We start from the raw sequence: 15,344 nt of genomic DNA on the forward strand, positions 1-15,344 counted from the left end.
AACGGCTGAGCGCCCGGTTTCCCCGTCAATCGCGGGCCGCTCTTCGCAGTCACGTTCCGACATCTCCCTGAAACGACGCCATTTTCCTTGAAAATCAATCGTCTGAATAGACCTATATGAAATATGTCCATTTTGCCCAACTGGTAGATTGACTCTGCTTAAGACCCCTGCCATTTTTGCCGAAGAGAACAAAACAAGAACCTTTTGTTGTGTAGCGTGAGGTATGGGTATGGCGGGCGTGCTGCAGCGTGACGATTGGCGGGCCGATCTGGCGTCGATCCTTCCGGACTTCTTCACCCGGCCGGGCCGGGACCCTTGCGTGCCGGAGTGCGGCCCGGGCTGGGCCGCCGTCGTCGACCGCTGCTGCGTCCGGATCGCCGCCGCGCTCGAGCCGCGCGAGTCTTTCCGCTTCGAGAGCATCGAGCAGAGCCAGGGCGCGCTCCGGATCAGATGGGGCGGCCGGCTTTCGGCGGCGAGCGAGGCGGCGGTCCGCACCGCGATCGACCTTGCCGAGGCCCGCTCCCTCTGCGTCTGCGAGCTCTGCGGCCTCCGCGGGAAACTGTTCCGGGCCGAGGGCGTGCTCGCGACCCGCTGCCCCGGGCACGCCGAGGGCGTCCCGGCCCGCAGTCCCGGGATGGAGCAGGTCCACCTGATCCAGGTGACGGTGAAGGGCCGGCTGCGGGTCGTGGTCGGCGCCCGCTACGACTTCGGGACCGACGCCTTCGTCGAGATCGACGACGTCCGCACCCTCGGCCGGGAGGCATGAACATGGCCGCACGCTCCGGTCCCGACTGGCGGGCCGCGCTGGTCGAATCCTACGCCGACCTCTTCCATCCGCCGGGCGATCCGCTCGCCGCCCGGGGCTGGCCGGCCGTCGGCGACGGCTGGGCGGACCTGCTGAAGCGCGCCTGCCGCAGGATGCGCGCCGCCGTGGGCGACGACGACGGCCCGTTCCGCCTGACCACGATCAAGGAGAAGTTCGGGCCGCTCCGGATCCAGTGGGAGGGCTGCCTGACGCCGGCGGCGGCGGCCAGGGTCGAGGAGGCCGTCGACCTGGCCGAGGCCCGCAGCGCGACGACCTGCGACGTCTGCGGCGGGGCCGGCCTGCTGCGCGGCGGCGGCTGGATGGCCGTGCGCTGCGACGACCACGCCGAGGGGCGCACCGCCGTCGCGGTCGAGCAAGGATTCGAGGATCTGCACGTCGAACGCAGGGTCGTCCGCGGGCGGACCTTCGCGAGCTACCGCTTCTACGACCGCGCCGCCGACCGCTTCGTCGGCGTGCGGAACGCGGTCTCCATCCCCTGCCCGAACCGGACGCGAAAGGACGCGCCATGAGCGACGAAGACCACCACGCAGGCCGACCGGCCGCCGCTCCGTCAGTCCTCCGTCATCCGAGTGCGTCGTCATGCGCGTCAGCAGGCTCCGGGGTCGCCCCGACCTCTTCGTATCCGCAAAATGCCCCGCTCCGATCCCCGCGCGACACCCTGCGCTGCGCGCGGCGCTGGTCCGTGCCAGCCTCGATCCCGCGGTCCGCGCCGTCTCCCATGTTGCGACGGCGCATGTTGGGTCCGCGCAGGTAGAGATCGACGCCGCGGTCGTCGAGGTCGGCGGCCGCCGCTTCCATCTCGACGTGGTGCCCGCGCGGCGCGGCCGCGACGTCGAAGAGGAACGGCTCGTCCGGGTCGTCATGGCCCGGCTCGGATTGCCGCCGCTCGTCGTCACGGCGGAGGCTCTGGACGCCGAGCCGATGCGCTCCAACCGCGATCTCGTCTGGTCGCATAACCGGCGCTTCGTGCCGGTGGGGCTGCGCATCCGAATCCTTCAGATGCTGCGCGACGACGGTCCGATGGAGCTCGTCGGCCTGCTGGAGAACGTCAGGTCCGACGTCGATCCGACCCCGTCGGTGATGTCGCTCGCCTGCGACGACCTTCTCGAACTCGATCTGCAATCCGGGCCGCTCGGCCCCTCGACCACGGTAAGGCAGCGCGCGTGACCAAGAAGCATGGAAAGACCGAGGAGCAGCGGATCACCTATGCGCCGATGCCGAAGAAGTTTTCGGACGTGCTTCCGGCATCGTCGGAGCCGGAGCTCGATCTGCCGGACTCCGAGGAGGAAACCGAAGACGAAGCCGAGACCCGGGCGCGACCGAAGCCCCGGGAAAATGCGACCGCGATCCTCGTCGCCGCGACGTTCGAGCAGGCCGTGTCCAGGAAGTTGCAGCGGAAGCTGGCGCAGGGCAGGGCGCTGGCGGTGACCGTCGTGGTCCCGACCGCGGCCTGGGCGACGGCGATCGCGGCATACGCGCGCTCCGAATTCGGCGACCAGTGGTGCTTCCACACGCGTGACGGGACCGACCGCAGGCAGAACGCCACGACCGGTTCGGACGAGGTGGCGCGCGACCTGTCGCGCGGCTTGTCGGTGATGGGCATCGCCGCGGATGCCACGCTTCTTCCGGCCGCGTTGACGGCCGGGGCCGACATCGCGATCCGGATTCCGCCGCCCGGCGGGGAGGCGCTTCGCACGGCCATCCGGCGCTTCGCGGGACGCTCTCCGGGCGAGATCTCCGAGGGCGCCGCGGCGGGACTCGATCTGCATCAGATCGTCGCCGCGTTCAGGCCCGGCACAGGCGCCAAGTCAATCCTTCGGCGCATCGAGGCCGCGTCGGCCGCCTCTCGGGGCACCACCGAGCGGGTGCCGGCTCTCGCCACCGCGATCGAGTTCGGGGAGGCGCAGAAGTGGGGTCTCAACCTCGCGCGGGACATCGCTGATTTCCGCGCCGGGGCCATAAAGAGCTTCAAGGACTTAGACCGGGGAATTTGCCTGGTGTCTCCTCCCGGCTACGGCAAGTCGTGGTACCCCCGCATCCTGGCCGCCGGTTGTGGCGGCCTTCCGCTGGTGTCGACCAGCGTCGGCTCGTGGTTCGCCAACGGTCCCGGGTATCTGGATTCCGTGGTCAAGCAGGCCCGCGAATCCTTCGCGCTCGCCGCCGCGCTGGCCGCGCCGGTCAGCATACTGCACCTCGACGAGATCGACGCTCTGCCCAATCGGGACACCATGACCGATCGCGCGCGGGAATGGTGGAACGTCGTGGTCTCCGACGTGCTGACGCTCCTGGACTCGACCCTCGCCGGACGGGCTAACGTGGTGGTCGTCGGAAGCACCAACGCGATCGGCCGCGTCGATCCCGCGTTGTTGCGGCCCGGTCGGCTCGAGAGGATCGTCGAGATCAAGCCTCCAGACCTCGCGGGCATCGTCAACATCGTGAAATTCCATGTCGATGGCCAGCTGAAGGGCGATCTGACCGGCGTCGCGGCGCTGCTGCAGGGGGCGACCGCGGCCGAGATCATGTACGCGGTTAGGGGCGCCCGCCGCGCCGCCAGGCACGCCGGACGCCCCCTGACGGTCGAGGACCTCGCACGGGCCGCGGTGCCGATCGAGACCATCCCCGCGGCGCGCTTGTTCAGGATGACCGTGCACGAAGCGGGGCACGCCGTCGCCGCTTCGGCTCTGGGGCTGGGCGTGGTCGGGCACGTGGTTCTGCGCGAGCGCGGCGGCAGCAGCGGGCAGACCGTCTGCCGTTTCGACGACGCGGACATCGCGACCCGCTCCGTGCTGGAGGACCGCATCGTGGCCACACTCGCCGGTCGAGCCGCCGAGATCCTCTTTACGGGCGCCGCGTCGACGGGCGGCGGCGGCGATCCGGCGTCGGACCTCGGGTCCGCCACGATCGACGCGGCGGCCCTTCACGCCAGCTTCGGCATGAGCGAGCACCTGCTTTATCGCGGCGCGGGGGCGGACCTGCTGCAGCACATCGCGCTGGACCGCGATCTGCGCGACCGGGTCGAGGCCGACCTGCGCCGGCTCGATGCCCGCGCGGCTCGGCTCGTCGCCGACCACCGCGCGGCGATCCTCGCCGTCGCGGAACGGCTCGCCGAGAGACGCTTCCTCGGCGGCGACGAGATCGAAGGAATCGTGCGCGCGCATCCCGGCTCGGCCGGCCCCGGGCGCGGAGCCGGGAAGCCTGCTCGAATCCTTCAGGGCCGCGGACACAGGGGCAAGAGCGACGGGAGACCGGCATGACGAGGAAGACGCGGCGCGTGGCGGCGAGGCCCGATCCTGCGGACTGGGCCGAGGACGAACTCATGACCTTGGCGGAAGCCGCCGACCTGATGTGGCCGTCCGGGCCGCTGACGGCCTCGAGCCTGCGGACCGCCTACCGGGCGGGCGAACTCGAGGTCGTGATGATCGCGAGAAAGCTCCTGGTCACCAAGGCGGGGCTCGCCGCGATGACCGAAGCGGCGCGCCGCAAGGTCCGGACCTGAGCGCGGCCCGCCAAGTATCGCCGAAGCAACGCAGAGTATTCGAGCGGCCCGCCCTGCGCGACCCGAAGGCGGCGGCGGCCACATGCGCTTGATTTCGCGAAAGAAATCGGGAATCCGTCTCACCGCGTCGTCGGCCAGTTGGCGGCGGCGAGAAGAGGTTCCGGACGACTTCGGCGGACGAACTGCCGGGGCAGACGACCGGAAGTGCGACGACCCCGCCGATTGCTCGACGGGGCCGCTGACGAGACCGCGCGCACGGACCTAGCCGTGGAAAGCAGCCGGGCGCGCGGTCCGAGGAGGACACTATACCATGAAGCACATCGATAGGGAATTGCACCGCGCGGCGATGGAGCGGGCCATCCTGATGCCCTCGATCATCGACGGCGAGCGCGCCCGCAAGGACAAATGGGAAGCCCGGTTCCGCAGCCAGACCGGATACTGGGCCTACTGGAAGAACGGCAAGAGTTGGAAGAGCATGGGGACGAAGGACAGGGAGGAGGCCCAGCGCCTCCTGAACCTCCATCAGCTCCAGGAGGACGCTCGGGAAGACAACATCGTGGACTGCCGCCGCGCCTCGGCGGAGGAGGTCATCGACGAGCGCATCAAGGTCGTGCACCGCCAGAAGCTGCGCTCGGCCGACCAGATCGAGTCCACCCTGAAGGCGCTCAAGCCCCACCTGGAGGGCAAGCAGCTGCGTCAGCTCGACAACGACTGGCTGGCGGAAACCGAGGAGGCGATGCTCGAGGAGGGGTACTCGTATTCCTATTTCTGGAACGGAATCAATTATTTCCGGACCGCGGTCCGGAAGTATTGCACGGCCAAGCTCTCGCTGCCGGTCCTGCCCTTCGCGGCTCCGCCGCGCGCGGAGGGCCGCAAGCGCGTGGTGTCGTGGGAGGAGCAGGCCGTCATCGAGCGCTGGTCGGGCGGCAACGACGCCTACGACAAAAAGACCAAGCTCTGGGCCCCCCGGAACTGCATCTCCGTCGCCGAGGCGCACCGCCGCCTGATCGTGGGCCGGAAGACCTTCCTCGGAGCCACGTTCGGTTCCCGGTCGGGCGTCGACGTCGGCCTGTCCTACCACCCGCGCATCGACGGCGGGGGCTACTTCGACCTCGAACGCGGCGTGTTCCACCGGGTCAAGCCCGGCACCAAGACCTCGCCCAACAAGCGCTCGCCGAAGGTGGACATGAATCCCGAGGCGGTGGACGAGGTCGCCGGCTGGCGGACCCAGGACGACGGCTGCCCCTGGGTGTTCCCGAACCTCGACCGCAGCGGACCGTTGGGGCAGGAGCGCATGCGCGTGATCCACGACGAGGCCATGGCCACGCTCGGCATCGAGGGCCTGATCCTGCACACCTGGCGCCACACCTTCATCACCCGCGCGATCGAGGAGGGGGTCCCGGCCCTGGCGATCGCCGAGGTCGCCGGCGTGTCGCTCGACATGATCCACCACGTCTACGATCACCATGACGTCGGCGAAGTGCAGAAGCTGGCCCACGCCGCGATGGCCCGCATGACGGCCCCCCGCAAGGCGGCGTAGCCCCCACGCACCTTCCTTCGACGACGAGACGAGGGCGCCCGGGCCAGACCCGCGGCGCCCTTTTCCATGTCGGCCGCTCCCTGCTTCGTTCGCGGCGAGGGGCGACGGAGCCGCCCCGAGACCGCCGATGACGATCCGCGATACGCTCCGGCGGCCGCCGGCGCCGGTGACGGCCCGCAGGACCCCGTGGGACGGGCGTTTCCAAGCGCCTGCTTGTTTCCGGACGCGAAATCCGCGTGCGTTAACCTTTCTTTGGTTCTTTCTTTAATTCGCGGAATTCAGCGTGCTCCAGAGCGGCTGAAAGCGATGAAATTGGCTTCAGGGCGGTCCGTCCAGCTCGCGGGATGACGATTTTTGGACGGTCGCGATCACGACGGCGGCCGCTGGAAGCGCGACGGCGCGCGCGCTAGAAGCGGAGGAGCGCCCCCCGCTGCGGGGCGCGGAGGCGGACCATGGACGAGATGCCGACCTACATGGACGCAACGCCATCACGTCGGCGCCGGCGCGCTCCGGGAGCTCCGCAGTTCGTTCCGCGCTTTCCCGTCGAGATGATCCCGGCGCTCGCCGCGGCCCACGTGGAGGACGACGACGAGCGTCGGGCGTTCGCGGCCGGGCATCGGATCGCCGCCGGCAGCCGCGCCCGCGAGGACTTCATGACCGTCTTCGAATGGAAGACGCGGGGGCGGGGCAGGTCCAGGCCGGCCAGCAACGCCGACGCCGAGATCCGCGACGCACTCGACCTGGCGATGGCCGCACGGACGGAACGGGCGGCCATCGCCGTGCTGACGGGCCTCGTCGGCGTCGACGTGCCAGTGGCCTCCGCGGTCATGACGGCCATCGATGGGGGCCGCTTCACGATCATCGACTTCCGCGCGCTGTGGTCGCTCGGCGTCGAGCAGCGCTCGCCCTACTACCCCGTCGGCTACTATCTCCACTATCTGGCCGCGTGCCGCCGGATCGCGGCCGAGACTGGCACTGATCTGCGCGTTCTAGACCGGGCTCTATGGCGTTACTCGAAGACGAACCAGAAGCGGATCGGTGCGATTCGCAGGCCTGGTAAAGCGTCGTAGGCCCGTCTGGCCGCCGGATTCGAGCCGTCCGGGCGGTCCTCCCCGAAATAAATTTTGGAAGTATTCATTCCAGTCAAACGGCTCGAAACGCGTCGAGACGACATGAGTATGCTCGAGAATTGTGCCACCTCGTGCTCATGATCGGCGCGCCGGGCGCCGGCAAATCGATGCTGGCGGCGCGCCTGCCCTCGATCCTGCCACCGCTGTCCCCGGGCGAGTTGCTCGAGGTCTCGATGATCGCCTCTGTTGCCGGCGAGATCGAGGGCGGCGCGCTGACGGCGCGGCGGCCGTTCCGATCGCCGCATCATTCCGCCAGCATGGCCGCGCTCACCGGCGGCGGCATGCGCGCACGGCCCGGCGAGATCTCGCTTGCGCATCAGGGCGTGCTGTTCCTCGACGAGCTCCCCGAATTCGATCCGCGCGTGCTGGATTCCTTGCGTCAGCCGCTGGAGAACGGCGAGGTCTCGGTGTCGCGCGCCAATCACCGCGTCACCTATCCGGCACGCTTCATGCTGGTCGCGGCGATGAATCCGTGCCGCTGCGGCAATGCGTTCGAGCCCGGCTATGCCTGCAAGCGCGGCCGCATCGACCGCTGCACCGGCGACTACCAGGCTCGCATCTCGGGGCCGCTGATGGACCGTATCGATTTGCGCATCGAGGTTCCCGCGGTGACCGCTGCCGATTTGATCCTGCCGCCGCCGGCAGAGGGCTCGGCCGAAGTCGCCGCGCGCGTGGCCGCCGCGCGCGACATCCAGCTCGCGCGCTACGCGGATGCCGGCCTGCCCAAGGTTCGCACCAATGCAGAAGCGCCGGCCTCGGTGCTGGAGGAGATCGCCAAGCCGGATGCGCAAGGCCAGAAGCTGCTGCGCGACGCCGCCGAGACCATGCGGCTGTCGGCGCGCGGCTATCACCGCGTGCTGCGGGTGGCGCGCACGCTCGCCGATCTCGACGGCGCCGACAAGATCGGTCGGCTGCATCTCGCCGAGGCGCTGTCCTACCGCGCACTCGCGGAGGATGTGCGCCAGCTGGCGTGATCATCCCGCGCATCAACCCGGCGGTAACGAGTTTCCTTTACGCTCTGCAAACCATAAGGCCCATCAGTTCCCGCCACGAGTTTCCCCAGGGCCCGGCGAGTAGCGTGTCATGTTGCGTTTCAAGATCCTGGCCTCGGTTGTTCCCCTTTTGGCGGCCGCGGTGTTCGCGCGCAGTGAGATCGGATCGGTCTCACATCCCTGCATCGCCCTCGGCGACACCTCGGTCGAGCTGACGTCGCTGTTCTGGACCGCCGGCATGCATGTCGCCTTCACCGATGATCCCGCGCGCGCCACGGTGCGGGTTCAGATCACGGAGGACGCGGACGCTGCCGACTTCGCCGTCGTTGACGACGGCCCCGGTTCGGAATCGGAATCCTGCCAGGCCAACCCCTCGACTCGCCTGATCTCGATTGCCGCGCAGCCGGTCGACGGCGGTCAGGTGGTCTATCTCTCCACCGAGGGGCCGGCGGATTACCGCATCTATGTACGCTCGAAGACGTTCTCGCAGCGCGAGGCGGCGGCGCTGATCGTCGGCGCCCGCGGCGGCCACCGCCATCTCCAGGCCGCTTCGCTTTGAGCTGCCTCACCTTGAGCCGTTAACGCCTCGTCAACCCTGTTTGGAGGCGGTCGCAGGGCATCAAACTGTTCGCAAGGTCGGCGGCACATCGTCGTTTACAGCGAGCACAGCGTTTTAAGAAAAGAGTCGGGTCGGTGGCGATGGATCGGACGTTCCGGATCAAGGTGCGCATGCGCCGCTTCAGGCGACAGTACCCCAGAAGCGCCTTCGCGATCCGCTCCTTCATGATCTTCTCGGCGACCTTCGGCGGCGCCTATGGGTTTGTCTCCGGCAGCCGGTCCGAGACTTCCGGCTACGATCCCAATGCGTTTGCGATCGGCGTCAGCTTCCTGTTCGCGCTCGCCTGCCTCGGCCTCGCCACACTCAGCATGCGCCTGCGCTTCGTCAACAAGCGCATGCGTGCGCTGGCCGCCCACAACGAAACGCTGATCGACCGCAATTGGGAGCTGAAGGAAGCGGAAGAACGCGCTCGCAGCCTGTTCGAACAGCAGGGCGATCTGATCGTGCTGCGCGACACAAGCGGCCGCATCACCTTCGCCAACGACGCCTATTGCGCGCTTGCCGGACCGGCGCGCGGCGCGCTGGTCGGCACGCGCTTCGATTTCGACGTGCTGGAGCAGGGCGACAGCGCCCGCGAGAGCAACGGCACGCGCATTCACGACCAGAAGATCGCAACCCCGCTCGGCGCGCGCTGGATTGCCTGGCGCGAAGGCTATGTCCGCCTCGACGCCGGCCAGCCCGCCGAATTGCAGAGCGTCGGACGCGACGTCACCGACCGCACCGAGACCGAGCGTGCGCTGTCCGACGCCCGCGACCAGGCTGACGCCGCAAATCGCGCCAAATCGCGCTTCCTGGCGATGGCGTCGCACGAGATCCGCACGCCGCTCAACGGCATCATCGGCATGGGCGGGCTGCTGCTCGACACCACGCTGACGCCGGAGCAGTCGACCTACGCCAAGGCCGTGAAGACCTCGGGCGAAGCGCTGATGGCGCTGATCGAGGAGTTGCTCGACTATTCCAAAATCGAAGCCGGCAAGCTCGATTTCGAGCAGCGACCCTTCGCGCTCTCGACCCTGATCGAGGACATCACCGAGCTGCTCGCGCCGCGCGCGCAGGCAAAGCAGCTCGAGATCGCCGCCTATGTCGACGAGCGGCTGCCGCTCGAAGTGGTCGGCGATGCCGCGCGGCTGCGCCAGGTACTGCTCAACCTTGCCGGCAACGCCATCAAGTTCACTGCGGGCGGCGGCGTTGCGCTGATCGTCGAACCCGGCATCTGGCCGAACGAGATCAGCTTTCTGGTGCGCGACACCGGCATCGGCATTGCGCCGGAGGCGCAACAGCGCATCTTCCGCGAGTTCGAGCAGGCCGACGAACGCGTCGCGCGCACCCATGGCGGCACCGGCCTCGGTCTCTCCATCAGCGAACGCATCGTCAAGCGCATGGGCGGCCGCATCACGCTCACGAGCGAGCCGGGCAAGGGGTCGACCTTCGAGGTCGCGGTCCCGCTGGCGTCATCCGCCGTAGATACGGAACAGGCGGCATTCCCGAGTCCCGATCTCGCGGGCAAGTCAATCCTGCTGATTGCCGACGGCATCGAGGCCTCGCTGATCGCGCGGCGGCTGGAGCGCTGGGGCGGCCAGACCTGCATGGTGACGGACGCCGCGGTGGCGGAAGCGCTGCTGCCCGAGCGCTCATGGCATTCGGTGCTGATCGATCGCGCGCTCGGCGCTGCCATCGCCGACCGCCTCGGCGAGGCCGCACGCAGCCATGCGACGCAACGCCTCGTGCTGCTGACGTCGGGCTCGCGCCACGAGAAGCTCTCGCCGGCCTTCACCGGCTTCCTGGTGAAGCCGCTACGCGCGGCCTCACTCGCCGCACGCCTGGCGCTGCCCCCGGAGGTCGCCTCGCCCGATCTCGCGCCGGAGCCATCGGCCCCATCCACCGGCGCGGTACCGGCGACGGGCCTATCAATTCTCGTCGCCGAGGACAACGAAATCAACGCGCTGTTGATGCGCTCGCTGCTGACGAAACTCGGGCACCGCGTCGTCATCGCCGTCCATGGCGAGGCCGCACTGGAATCCTGGCTCGGCGCGTCATCGGCCGGCACGCCCTACGATCTCGTGCTGATGGACATCCAGATGCCGCAACTCGACGGCATCGAGGCGACAAAACGCATCCGTGCGCACGAGGCCGCCACAGGCGGCCACCACACGCCGATCCTCGCGCTCACCGCCAATACGCTGGTGGAAGATCGCTACGCCTGCTTTGAGGCGGGCATGAACGGATTTCTGATCAAGCCGCTCGATCGCGAGAAGCTGGAAGGGGCGCTGGCCGGACTGGCGGCGGCGCGGCAGCTGGCGGTTTGACCCGGATTTCATAGGAATCCGATCCCGGCCCGCAATCGACAATTGAAATCGACTGCGTCGCGCGTCACCATCCTCTGGGGCATTTTGAACAGAGGATTTCGCATGAACGTGCTGTGCCGCCTCGCTTTCGTGATCCTTCTCTGTGGTTCCACTCAAGCCACCGCGGCCGCTAGCCCGGAACTGATCGCCTCGCTCAAGCAAGGCGGTTACGTGCTGGTGTTTCGCCACACCGCCACCGACGACAGCCAAAAGGATGTCTACCCTTTCAAATTCGACGACATGAGCGCCCAGCGTCAGCTCAGTGAAAAGGGCCGCGACATGGCGCGCCAGATCGGGGCGGCCATCAAGGAACTCGCGATCCCGATCGGCGAGGTCTACACCAGCAGGCTGAACCGCGCGATCGAGGCGGGGAGACTGATCTCCGGCCGCGAGGTCAAGCCGGTCGATGCGTTGACGGACAGCAGCAACGCGAGTGCGTCGGGCATGGCAAATCCGACGGGTGCAAATGCAAAGGCGGGCCAAGCCGTGCGGCAGTTCGTCGACGCGCCGCCTAAAGCCGGCCCCAACACCTTCCTGGTCACCCATAAGACCAACATCGCCGATGCCTTCGGCAAGGATGCCGGGGACGTGCAGGAAGGCGAAGCTTTCGTCTACAAGGCGGGCAGCTCGGGTCCCGCAACCCTTGCAGGACGGATCAAGCTTGCCGACTGGACTGCGAAAGCAGACAAGTGACGGCCCCGACATCAGTCCGGATCATGCTTTGACAACAGAAGGGCTGGCGAACCAGTGAGAACATCGGAAGACCGCTCATTCCTCATCTTGCTTGCCGCGGTCTCCCTTGCGTTCGGGTGGGTGCTTTGGCCGTTCTCCGGCGCGCTGTTGTGGGCCACGCTTCTAGCGATCATCTTCGCACCACTCTATCGACGCGCCCTGGAAACGCTTCCGGGACGCCGCAACCTTGCGGCATCGTTCGCTGTCGTCGTCGTGATCGTCATGGTCCTCATCCCCGTGGCGGTCGTCATCGCCTCGCTGATCGACCAGGGCGGGGAGCTGTATCAGCGCGCTCAGACTGGGGAGATCAGTTTCGCTCATCCCCTGCAGCAGCTGAAATCCGCGCTGCCCGCTTGGGCCGCTTCCCTGGCGGATCGCTTGGCCGGCATCGATTTCTCGGCTCTGAAAGAACGTCTATCGAGTCTGGTCGTCCCTGCCGGCCAACAGCTGGCGGGGCACGCCATCAACATCGGTCAGTTGACGCTGGAGTTCGTCGCAAGCTTGCTCGTGATGTTGTACCTGCTGTTCTTCCTGCTCCGCGATGGTGACGAGCTCAACGCACGGATCCGCGACGCGCTCCCGCTGCGGCCGAGCCACACCACCGAGATTCTGAATGCGTTCACCCTCGCGGTTCGCGGGACGATCAAGGGGATCGTTCTCGTTGCCCTGATCCAGGGAGCGCTTGGCGGGCTGATTTTCTGGCTGCTCGGCTTGACGGCGCCGCTGCTCGCGGGCGCCCTCATGGCGCTGCTCTCGCTCCTGCCCGTGCTTGGCTCCGCCCTGGTTTGGGTTCCGGTCGCGCTCTATCTGCTTGTGGCAGGCTCAGTCACGAAAGGGATCATCCTGCTCGCATTCGGGACCTTCGTGATCGGTCTTGCGGACAATTTTCTCCGCCCGATCCTGGTCGGCCAGTCGATCCAAATGCCGAGCTATGTCGTGCTGCTCGCCACCTTGGGCGGCCTTGCGGCTTTCGGAGCGAACGGGTTCGTCATCGGCCCACTCGTCGCCGCGATGTTTCTCACGACGTGGCACATCTTCATCGGCTCGAAAGCGCGACAGGAGACCCGGAAATGACCGTCATGTCGAGTGACGACCCGGCGGTCAGCCGAGCGCCGAATTCGGCCGACGCCGAATGCTATGCGGCGTGAGCAGCAAAGCGCGGCGCGGACAGCTTGGCCGGCGGCACTGCCGTGCCCTTGAATTTGGTGTCTGCCTGGACCGCGCGCTTGCAATGTGGACACACGAAGAGATGCGCGATGATCGGGGTCGGCTCGTCCGCCAGCAGCTCGGAACGGAACCACTTCATCTCGATATGGCAGTCCGGGCATATCGGTGCTTCGAGATGCTCGGCAGCGCTTCTGAGACGATCAACCATGGGGCCCGTGTGCGTTTCCGAAAGCCATAACCAACTACCCCTCGCCGGTCTGCAACAAAAGATACTCAGCCCGAAATTTAAAGAGCCGCGTTCATCAAGGCTGTTACAGCCGCCTCAGCGCCACGCTCGACACCGTGTGGTCGGCGCCCTTCTTCAGGATCAGGGTCGCGCGGGGGCGGGTCGGCAGGATATTGTCCTCGAGATTGGCAAGGTTGGTGCGTTCCCAGATCGCGATCGCGGTGGCGGTGGCCTCCTCGTCCGACAACAGCGCGTAGCGGTTGAAGTAGGATTTCGGATTCGTGAACGCGGTGTCGCGCAGCGACAGGAAGCGCCGGATGTACCACTGCCGTAGCGCGGCCTCGTCGGCGTCGATATAGACCGAGAAATCGAAGAAGTCGGACACCACGGGCACGGCCTTGCCGTCACGCGGCAGCTTGCCGGTCTGCAGCACGTTGACGCCCTCGACGATCAGGATGTCGGGCTGGTCGATCTCGGCCCACTGGTTCGGCACGATGTCGTAGGTCAAATGCGAATAGACCGGCGCGCGCACATGGCGGCGGCCGGCCTTGATGTCGGAGAGGAAGCTGAGCAGCAACGGCAGGTCGTAGCTCTCCGGAAAACCCTTCTTCTGCATGATGCCCTGCCGCTCCAGCACGGCGTTGGGATACAGAAATCCGTCGGTGGTGATCAGCTCGACTTTGGGGCGCGGCGACCAGCGCGCCAGCAGCGCCTGAAGCACGCGGGCCGTGGTGGATTTTCCAACCGCGACCGAACCGGCGACGCCGATGATGTAGGGCATCTTGCGGTCGCGGATGTTGAGGAACTGGCGCTCCGCGTAATAAAGCCGCTGCATCGCATCGACATAGATCGACAGCAGGCGCGACAGCGGCAGGTAAATGTCCTCGACTTCCTGCAAGTCGAGGCGGTCGTGCAGCGAGCGCAGCCGGTCGAACTCGCCCGGCTCCAGCGTCATCGGCGTGTCGTCGCGGAGTCGCGACCACTCCTCGCGCGTATAGACGCGGTACGGATTATACTGCTGCTCGGGTGCGCGGATATCCATGACGCGACTCTCCACCTCGGCTAGCTGCCGCCCTTGCGCGACGCCTTTTCTTCCAACCCTGACATATTGGTCCGCTTGTCCAATGCGGCCTCAACCTCTTCCAGCTTTACGCCGCGGGCCTTGAGCAGCACAAGGAAATGATAGAGCAGGTCGGCGCCTTCGGCGATCAGATGCGCGCGATCGTTTTCGACTGCTGCGATTACGGTTTCGACTGCTTCCTCACCGAACTTCTTGGCGCAATGTTCGGCGCCCTTGTCGAGGAGCTTGCGGGTATAGGACGCCTCGCCACCCGCTGCCGCGCGGGCGTCGATGGTCTCGGCCAGATCGTGGATCGTGAAACGCGGCATACAAATACTCGGAAAACGCGCCTTGGCCGGTATTGGCCGTCTATCCGGCGGGATAAGTCGCTCCCCGCCGATCATGTAGCATTTTTATGGACGGGAGTCGTCAGGCATCGAGGCGCATGGGCAGCCCGCGCCGGGACATGTGCTCCTTGGCTTCGCGGATGGTGAATTCCCCGAAGTGGAAGATCGAGGCGGCCAGCACGGCGGTGGCGTGGCCGTCGCGAATACCGTCGACGAGGTGGTCGAGATTGCCGACGCCGCCCGAGGCGATCACGGGAACGGGGATGCTGTCGGCGATCGCCCGGGTCAGCGGGATGTCAAAACCCTGCCGCGTGCCGTCACGGTCCATCGAGGTGAGCAGGATTTCACCGGCGCCGAGCGAGACCACCTCCTGGGCATATTCGATGGCGTCGATGCCGGTCGAGTTGCGGCCGCCATGGGTGAAGATCTCCCAGCGCTCTCCGCCACCGGCGCGCTTGACCCGCTTGGCGTCGATCGCGACCACCACGCACTGCCCGCCGAATTTCTCGGCGGCTTCCTTGACGAACTCACGCCGAGACACCGCGGCGCTGTTGATCGAGACCTTGTCGGCGCCGGCGCGCAGGAGGGTCTTGATGTCGTTGACCTCACGGACGCCGCCGCCCACGGTCACGGGCATGAAACAGGCTTCAGCGGTGCGCCGGACTACGTCCAGCATGATGCCGCGATTCTCATGGGTCGCGGTGATGTCGAGGAAGGTGAGCTCGTCGGCGCCGGCGGCGTCATAAGCGATCGCCGCTTCAACGGGGTCACCGGCATCGCGCAAATCGACGAAGTTGACGCCCTTGACGACGCGGCCGTCCTTGACGTCGAGGCAGGGGATCACGCGCACCTTGAACATTGGAT

At 67.1% G+C, this 15,344-nt stretch carries 16 protein-coding genes and 1 pseudogene; 13 read left to right on the plus strand and 4 right to left on the minus strand.

Going from position 1 to position 15,344, the window contains the following annotated elements:
- The first annotated feature begins 229 nt into the window (after nucleotides 1-229).
- From AC0L27_RS14565 to AC0L27_RS14625, 13 genes and pseudogenes are all read left to right on the plus strand, one after another.
- A complete protein-coding gene (locus AC0L27_RS14565) occupies nucleotides 230-766 on the plus strand; it encodes a hypothetical protein (protein WP_473319543.1) in 537 nt (178 codons plus the stop codon).
- 2 nt (nucleotides 767-768) lie between these two features.
- The gene (locus tag AC0L27_RS14570; protein ID WP_473319545.1) at nucleotides 769-1,335 is read left to right on the plus strand and encodes a hypothetical protein; all 567 of its coding nucleotides are present in this window, start codon (nucleotides 769-771) and stop codon (nucleotides 1,333-1,335) included.
- A 70-nt stretch (nucleotides 1,336-1,405) separates the two neighbouring features.
- Nucleotides 1,406-1,993 (plus strand): hypothetical protein, encoded by a 588-nt coding sequence (locus AC0L27_RS14575; protein ID WP_473319547.1) that lies wholly within the window; start codon nucleotides 1,406-1,408, stop codon nucleotides 1,991-1,993.
- Nucleotides 1,990-4,080 carry an AAA family ATPase gene (locus tag AC0L27_RS14580; protein WP_473319549.1) on the plus strand — a complete coding sequence of 697 codons (2,091 nt, stop codon included), beginning with the start codon at nucleotides 1,990-1,992 and terminating at the stop codon, nucleotides 4,078-4,080. The genes AC0L27_RS14575 and AC0L27_RS14580 overlap by 4 nt, the downstream gene beginning before the upstream one ends.
- On the plus strand, nucleotides 4,077-4,322 hold the full coding sequence (locus AC0L27_RS14585) for a hypothetical protein (RefSeq protein ID WP_085395250.1): 246 nt from the start codon (nucleotides 4,077-4,079) through the stop codon (nucleotides 4,320-4,322). The genes AC0L27_RS14580 and AC0L27_RS14585 overlap by 4 nt, the downstream gene beginning before the upstream one ends.
- Nucleotides 4,323-4,632: 310 nt before the next feature.
- A complete protein-coding gene (locus AC0L27_RS14590; RefSeq protein WP_473319551.1) occupies nucleotides 4,633-5,862 on the plus strand; it encodes a hypothetical protein in 1,230 nt (409 codons plus the stop codon).
- A 452-nt stretch (nucleotides 5,863-6,314) separates the two neighbouring features.
- A complete protein-coding gene (locus AC0L27_RS14595; protein ID WP_473319553.1) occupies nucleotides 6,315-6,932 on the plus strand; it encodes a hypothetical protein in 618 nt (205 codons plus the stop codon).
- A 125-nt stretch (nucleotides 6,933-7,057) separates the two neighbouring features.
- A pseudogene (locus AC0L27_RS14600) lies at nucleotides 7,058-7,697 on the plus strand (ATP-binding protein); the annotation flags it as partial.
- Entirely contained in the window at nucleotides 7,682-7,966 is a 285-nt protein-coding gene (locus AC0L27_RS14605) for a magnesium chelatase subunit ChlI family protein (RefSeq protein WP_473319603.1), read from the plus strand. The pseudogene AC0L27_RS14600 and the gene AC0L27_RS14605, both read left to right, overlap by 16 nt.
- Before the next feature lie 109 nt (nucleotides 7,967-8,075).
- A complete protein-coding gene (locus AC0L27_RS14610; protein WP_354209777.1) occupies nucleotides 8,076-8,543 on the plus strand; it encodes a hypothetical protein in 468 nt (155 codons plus the stop codon).
- A 140-nt stretch (nucleotides 8,544-8,683) separates the two neighbouring features.
- Nucleotides 8,684-10,909, plus strand: coding sequence for an ATP-binding protein (locus tag AC0L27_RS14615; RefSeq protein ID WP_354209791.1), 2,226 nt, complete (start codon nucleotides 8,684-8,686; stop codon nucleotides 10,907-10,909).
- A 102-nt stretch (nucleotides 10,910-11,011) separates the two neighbouring features.
- Entirely contained in the window at nucleotides 11,012-11,641 is a 630-nt protein-coding gene (locus AC0L27_RS14620; RefSeq protein ID WP_354209776.1) for a histidine phosphatase family protein, read from the plus strand.
- A 54-nt stretch (nucleotides 11,642-11,695) separates the two neighbouring features.
- The gene (locus AC0L27_RS14625; protein WP_275168961.1) at nucleotides 11,696-12,754 is read left to right on the plus strand and encodes an AI-2E family transporter; all 1,059 of its coding nucleotides are present in this window, start codon (nucleotides 11,696-11,698) and stop codon (nucleotides 12,752-12,754) included.
- 61 nt (nucleotides 12,755-12,815) lie between these two features.
- Here AC0L27_RS14625 and AC0L27_RS14630 read toward each other — a convergent pair whose 3' ends face one another.
- The 4 genes from AC0L27_RS14630 to hisF all read right to left on the minus strand — a co-directional run bounded on the left by AC0L27_RS14630 (nucleotide 12,816) and on the right by hisF (nucleotide 15,339).
- Nucleotides 12,816-13,055 carry a hypothetical protein gene (locus AC0L27_RS14630; protein WP_275168963.1) on the minus strand — a complete coding sequence of 80 codons (240 nt, stop codon included), beginning with the start codon at nucleotides 13,053-13,055 and terminating at the stop codon, nucleotides 12,816-12,818.
- Nucleotides 13,056-13,158: 103 nt separating this feature from the next.
- Entirely contained in the window at nucleotides 13,159-14,115 is a 957-nt protein-coding gene (gene coaA / locus AC0L27_RS14635; RefSeq protein ID WP_027514807.1) for a type I pantothenate kinase, read from the minus strand.
- A gap of 20 nt (nucleotides 14,116-14,135) precedes the next feature.
- Nucleotides 14,136-14,462 (minus strand): phosphoribosyl-ATP diphosphatase, encoded by a 327-nt coding sequence (locus AC0L27_RS14640; RefSeq protein WP_007598445.1) that lies wholly within the window; start codon nucleotides 14,460-14,462, stop codon nucleotides 14,136-14,138.
- Between the two features lie 100 nt (nucleotides 14,463-14,562).
- Nucleotides 14,563-15,339 carry an imidazole glycerol phosphate synthase subunit HisF gene (gene hisF, locus AC0L27_RS14645; RefSeq protein WP_007604055.1) on the minus strand — a complete coding sequence of 259 codons (777 nt, stop codon included), beginning with the start codon at nucleotides 15,337-15,339 and terminating at the stop codon, nucleotides 14,563-14,565.
- Nucleotides 15,340-15,344: the final 5 nt, after the last annotated feature.

The sequence above is a fragment of the Bradyrhizobium sp. Ken51 genome, assembly GCF_055807435.1.